Source organism: Bradyrhizobium sp. CCBAU 11386 (assembly GCF_028128955.1).
In the GTDB taxonomy this organism is placed as follows: Bacteria; Pseudomonadota; Alphaproteobacteria; order Rhizobiales; family Xanthobacteraceae; genus Bradyrhizobium.
Window position 1 is genome coordinate 1 of the sequence record NZ_LBKA01000133.1, and the last position, 5,645, is coordinate 5,645.

Annotated in this window: 7 protein-coding genes; 5 read left to right on the plus strand and 2 right to left on the minus strand. The window is 60.1% G+C overall.

Going from position 1 to position 5,645, the window contains the following annotated elements; translation table 11 throughout:
- Positions 1–245 precede the first annotated feature (245 nt).
- Both XI09_RS09040 and XI09_RS09045 read right to left on the minus strand, forming a co-directional pair.
- Positions 246–1,061 (minus strand): SIR2 family protein, encoded by an 816-nt coding sequence (locus tag XI09_RS09040; RefSeq protein WP_271566529.1) that lies wholly within the window; start codon positions 1,059–1,061, stop codon positions 246–248.
- On the minus strand, positions 1,054–1,611 hold the full coding sequence (locus XI09_RS09045; RefSeq protein ID WP_271566530.1) for a non-canonical purine NTP pyrophosphatase: 558 nt from the start codon (positions 1,609–1,611) through the stop codon (positions 1,054–1,056). Before XI09_RS09045 ends, XI09_RS09040 begins: the two co-directional genes overlap by 8 nt.
- A 48-nt stretch (positions 1,612–1,659) precedes the next feature.
- On the opposite strand from XI09_RS09045, the gene add reads away from it, so the two are divergent.
- From add to XI09_RS09070, 5 genes are all read left to right on the plus strand, one after another.
- Entirely contained in the window at positions 1,660–2,634 is a 975-nt protein-coding gene (gene add, locus XI09_RS09050; protein WP_271566531.1) for an adenosine deaminase, read from the plus strand.
- A 298-nt stretch (positions 2,635–2,932) separates the two neighbouring features.
- Entirely contained in the window at positions 2,933–4,624 is a 1,692-nt protein-coding gene (locus XI09_RS09055) for a recombinase family protein (RefSeq protein WP_271566532.1), read from the plus strand.
- Positions 4,625–4,701: 77 nt separating this feature from the next.
- On the plus strand, positions 4,702–4,947 hold the full coding sequence (locus tag XI09_RS09060; protein ID WP_271566533.1) for a hypothetical protein: 246 nt from the start codon (positions 4,702–4,704) through the stop codon (positions 4,945–4,947).
- 167 nt (positions 4,948–5,114) lie between these two features.
- A complete protein-coding gene (locus XI09_RS09065; RefSeq protein ID WP_271566534.1) occupies positions 5,115–5,294 on the plus strand; it encodes a hypothetical protein in 180 nt (59 codons plus the stop codon).
- A 22-nt stretch (positions 5,295–5,316) separates the two neighbouring features.
- On the plus strand, positions 5,317–5,574 hold the full coding sequence (locus XI09_RS09070; protein WP_333939060.1) for a hypothetical protein: 258 nt from the start codon (positions 5,317–5,319) through the stop codon (positions 5,572–5,574).
- Positions 5,575–5,645 lie beyond the last annotated feature (71 nt).

Genomic DNA, 5,645 nt, shown 5'->3' on the forward strand with positions numbered 1-5,645 from the left:
AAGAGATCGCCTTGTTTCCAGCAAGCGAAGTTGAGTGTAGCCCTGCTCAGGCGGGGGCTTCGTAAAGTCCGCCTTGGGTCAAAAGCAGCGGTGGACGCCAATTTGGATCGGCGTCCGGTTTACCCCTGACAGCCGACATGACACGCGCTCAATCGACTTCGGCTAAGGCCACAACGCCAAATCACGGTGTCGACCTTAGACCTTGGAGCTTCGTCCGGATGGACCAGACATGTTTCGGGTCAGGGTCAACCGGTACGGCGGACCATATCTAGCAGTCGATCGAAAAAATCGGGGAGCGCGTCCCCTGGGTCGACGGCGTCAGACACGATGGGTGAAACCCCGCGACTCTCGAGAACTTCCTCCTGAACAGCATCTGGACGCAGCAAGAATATGAAAGACCGGGGTCGCCTCTTCGCATATGCGGTACCGTCCCAAGTGCGCTTAAGTTTATAGAGGAGGAGCCGAAGGTTCAGGTCCTTGAGGCTGTAGCCAACGAATAAGATGGTGCGGCCTAGCACGTCTGACCGCAGCCGCAGGTCTAGCGGAGATTCGAATTCGAGCCGCTCGAAGTAGTCTGTCTCCGTAATAACGAGCGAGTTGTCGTCCGAGAAGTCGCCATGGAACTTAACAACGTGCGGACGGTCCGCCTTTGCAGCGGCGATGTCGACTACGGACGCGATCTTTGAAACCTCTCTTCCGTGGAGCTCGAATGCCCGCTCGAGGTTGTTGTCATAGTTCGTCGTATAGATGAGCGGAAATCCGAGATCGATGATCTGCTTGTGCAACTTCGACTCACGAAGCCGCTCCTCCGACACGTTCCAGTTCTTGTCCATCCAGCTGCGCAGGTCACCGATGCTCCCTTTGCGCAGCTTATAGAATTCTGCGACTTGGAGATAATCTGCGCTTGGGCCAACGAGAACGTCGGGATCGAAGCCGAGTTCATCGGCCATATGCTTGATGAGCTGCTCCCATGACGGTAGCCCAAGAGGCCTAGACAGACCTGAACCCACAAACAGAATAACCCTTCGATCGCGGATGTCTCGGGCGAGTAGGTCAAGCATTTGCCGCCTCCCTCAGATGGTCCGCGAAGCGATTCAGGGCGATGCGCCGCATGGATATCTCGTTCTTCCGCTCGCCCATCTCCGCGAAAGTTTCGTCGTGGCCATCTGGAACGAAGACGCAATCCCATTGAAAGTCGCGGTTGCCACGAGGCTCGGGCGCAACGGTCCCCTTGATCTCCCCCTGGAATTGATGGACCTTCCGACCATCGCAATAACCGATCCACGTTTCAGCTGTCACTGCGAGCCGATCTCCTCGGCCAAACAGCTCGCTGAATCGATCGGCCCCTAGGGCGTCCCAGAAAGGCTGTGTCAGGCCGCCAGGAAACCTGTGCAATGCATCTAGGTAGAGGCAGGTCTGCTCGACAAACAGCCTGTGCCCGATCTGGCCGAAGGCCCGCAGGACTTTGTCTCTAACTATCACGCCTACCTCGCTCGCCTGGAGCTCGTTGATGGTAACCGCGACGGGAATCACCTCTACACCCAGCGGTGCAAGGATAGTTTTCGCTTCAGCGATCTTGTACTTGTTCTTCGAAAGAAACCTTATCCGCATCCCGTATTTCTCGCCCCACTTCCGGAAACAGTCCTATCGCTACCAGCCATGCTTGTCGATCTCCATGTCCACCTGCGGGGGACGCTCATCCGCGAAACAATACTGTCTCTTGCCGAGCGCAACGGAGCTGATGTTCCCGACGCCGCGCACTTGGCCGGACGCTACGGCTGGCACGACTTTGAATCGTTCCTACGCGCATACGACCTAGTGACCTCTGTCGTGAGGAGCGCAGCTGATCTCGAGGAAGTCGCTTGTTCCTACCTCCGTCGCTGCGCCGCCATCGGCGGTGCCTATGTCGAATTCATGCTCTCACCGCCGGACCTTGCGCGCACGGGAGTACCGTTCCACGATCAGTTACGCGCGCTGCAGTCAGCAGCCGAACGTGCATCAGAACAATGGGGCATCTACTCCTCCCTCATTGCCACTGCCGTGCGCCATCTCGGTCCGGAGGCCGCAGTCCAGGCCGCCCGCATGGCTACGTCAGTCCGCGCCGACATTCTCGTTGGGTTCGGGCTGACTGGCAATGAGAACGTACACTCGGCAAACGAGTTCACCGAGGCATTCCACATCGCTCGCAGCGAAGGCCTCCGGGCGACAGCGCACGCCGGCGAACATCGTCCGGCCGAGACGATCATCGAGGCCATCGACGCCCTCAGACTCGACAGGGTGGGACACGGTGTGCGCGCAATCGAATCCCCCGATGTGACGAGACAGTTGGCCGATGCGCAGATCCCTCTTGAAATCTGTCTCGGTAGCAATCTCGCGCTTGGTCTCTACCCGTCGGTAGCGAAGCATCCTATACGGAGCCTAACGGACGCCGGGTGCGCAATTGTGCTGGGCACCGACGACCCGGGCTTCTTCAATACCGACCTACGCCTGGAGTACGAGCGCGCCGAACGCATGGGCCCGCCCCTTACCAGAGACACAATCTCTGCAACCGCCATCGAGGCTGCGTTCTGCGATCATGAAACCAAGGCCCGTCTCAGGGCTCGCCTGCAAGACCGAACCATATCCGCTGTGTGACACGACGTGTGGGGCATGCCGTCGGCAGAAACGAGCCTCTGATGCGTTCTCTGAGATCTCGCGACTTCCGCTGTTGGCCCTTCTCGGACCTCGCGCAATGTTCGATTCTGCGCCGCTGTTGGGCAACAAGCGGACGTCGCGGACTTATGAGTACACCCGCCTAGCTGTCGAGCGCCATCTCGCAATCGCGTGTCGGCATAGTCCAGTTGGCACGCCCCTGAAACAATCTTTGAGCAGGCCCGCGAGGCCCCCTGCCCCCATTAGCTGCTAAGGTCCTCGGATCTCTCGGGCTGGGTCGATGAAGAATTCTCTCGTCGTCAGTAGAGGTCCGGCGAAGCGTCCTTGCGTTGATCGCGCAGCGCAATATGTGCGCATGTCGACAGATGCTCAGAAGTACTCGCTGGATAACCAGGCAGCCGCGATCGTGGCCTATGCTGCGCGACGGCATCTCACCATCGTACACACCTACGCCGACCCGGGCCGCAGCGGACTTCGGATTGCCGGGCGCGAGGGGTTGCAGGAGCTCATCCGGGATGTCCAGCTGGGTCGCGCGGATTTCGACTGCGTCCTGGTCTACGACATCACAAGGTGGGGACGGTTCCAGGATGTCGACGAAAGCGCCTATTACGAGTTCATCTGCAAGCGCGCCGGTATTCGCGTGCACTATTGTGCCGATGACTTCGAGAACGACGATAGCCTTGCCTCCATCGTCCTGAAGAACATCAAGCGCGTCGCGGCGGCAGACTACAGCAAACAGCTATCCAAGAAGGTATTCCAGGGCCAGTGTCACGTCGTTACGCTGGGCTACTGGCGCGGCGGCCCGGCCGGTTACGGGCTGCGTCGCATGCTGCTCAATGAAGCCGGCAAACCGAAAGGCGTCCTTCAACACGGCCAGCGCAAGAACCTGAAGAACGAGCGCATTGTCCTCGTTCCCGGTCCGGCGTCGGAGCAGAGAGTCATACGCCGGATATTCAACGCGTTCGCCGACGAAAAGAAAAGCAGAACGCAGATTGCCATCGAGCTCAACGCCAAGGGCATTCGCAATGCCCGCGGCAAACCGTGGACGTCGCTGACGATCAGCAACACGCTCAAGAACGAGGCCTATATCGGGAATCTTGTTTTCAACCGGCGATCCCAGAAGCTAGGAGAGAAGCAGGTCAGCAACCCACCGGACATGTGGGTTCGCCGCGACGACGCCTTCAGGCCGATCATCGCGCCGAAACTGTTCGCGAAGGCGCAACGACGCCTCCAGGAGGTCGAGTACGGTCGAACTCTGACAGACGGGGAAATGCTGGATCGACTTACCGTTTTGTACCGCAAGAAGGGCCATCTGTCGCTGAAGCTCATGATGATGACGAAGGGCATCCCGCACTACAAGACCTATGCCCAACGTTTCGGATCGCTGGCCGCCGCGTTCAGGCAGGTCGGTTTTGAACCCAAGCCTCGCTACTGCTTCCAGGAGACCGCCGCCAAGGCGGACCGCCTGATCTCCGCGGTCGTCGAGGACATCGTCGCTGAGGTCGAACGGCGTCACGTCAGCATCTCGTTCCTTCACGAACTTCGCCTGCTGACGATCAGCAGCACCGTGACCGCTTCAGTGACCCTGGCACGGGTCGTTTCGGATGGCGAACATTACCCTGGTCCCAGTCCGCGATGGGAAATTCAGCGGCTCAAGTACCGGAAATCGGACCTCGTCCTGATCATCAGGCTGGATGCCCGCAACAGCGCGGTGAAGGACTACTTCCTGCTTCCGATGGCGAGCCTGCCCAAGACTAGAGACGGCACGCTCCGGATCTCTAACCGCGTCTTCGGCCAATTCAGGTGCGACACCTTCGCCGATCTGATCAGCGATCTCTGCCGAAGGCTGGATCGTCCCTGCACCACGAGCCGCCTGCAGGTCGGCCGCACCTCTGGAGACGGGCAAACCGCGCCGCCGAAGGCACCAGGAAATCCGCGCGGCTGCCAGAGGACGAAAGCGCATGTGCGCTGACTCCTCGTGAGCGGCCCCCACAGCGCCAATGACCTGGGCCGTTGCATCGAGCGCGACAAGCTCGCCGGCGCCGGCGCATGAAGCACGTCGAGACCCGCCCCTTCGCAGATCCGCAAGCCGCCGCGCGCAAGCTCCTCGAGCTCGCCGCCGGCGTCGAGCCCGTCAATGGGCGCATTCACATCGAGAAGATCAACGCGCCGTTCCTCTCCAAGAATGGCTGCAACGCGACGGGCGCGGAATTCGGCGCCGGCATTCGCTACGCGGTCGAGAAAGGTTGGCTCGAGCTGCACGAGAGCGGGACCTTCGTGCGGCTGCAAGGCTGAGGCCCAATAAAAACGGTCCCAGCATACCCCTATGCTGGGACCGTTGGAGGTTTGCTTGGCGGTAATGGGTCGCTAAGCATCCCCAGCTTAGGAAAAACTGGCAATCAGGTCTGTCCGCTTTCGCACACAAGCGGTATCGTTCCCGCTCGGGAACGGAACTGATCGCAATGAAAGACATGCAGGCTCAGTTGGAAAAGCTCCGCACAGAAGCGGCGGAGTGCGCCCTCATCCGTGACCTGGCGACCGACCCGAAGAAACGAGAACTTTTTACGAGGCTGGCTGAACACCTGTCGGTTCTCGCCTCAGAAGTTGAACGCGCAATCGCGGACAGCGTGAAGCAGACCTGATGAAGGCGGGCTGGGGGCTCCCTTGGAGCCGATCAGGATCGACGGTCGCAGCCTAGCCACGCTGCGCGAGGCCGGCGAGTACATCGCTGGGCTGCCGAAGAAAGAGCATAATGCGCCCGAGTGGCGCGCGGCGATGGAAGCCCTGCTCCTGGTCGCCGAGCGCAACGGCCCGACCATGCTCGCCCGTATCGGTCATGCGGGCGCTGAACCGACACTACGTCCCGGAGCTCAATCCCAAGGGCAAGGAACCGCATTGGCGCGTTGGCCGGCCTCTGATTGAAGACCAACTCGTATCCGCGCACTTGATCTTAGACAATGGTGCGAGCGGCGCCAGGCGGTACAGTTTTGGGG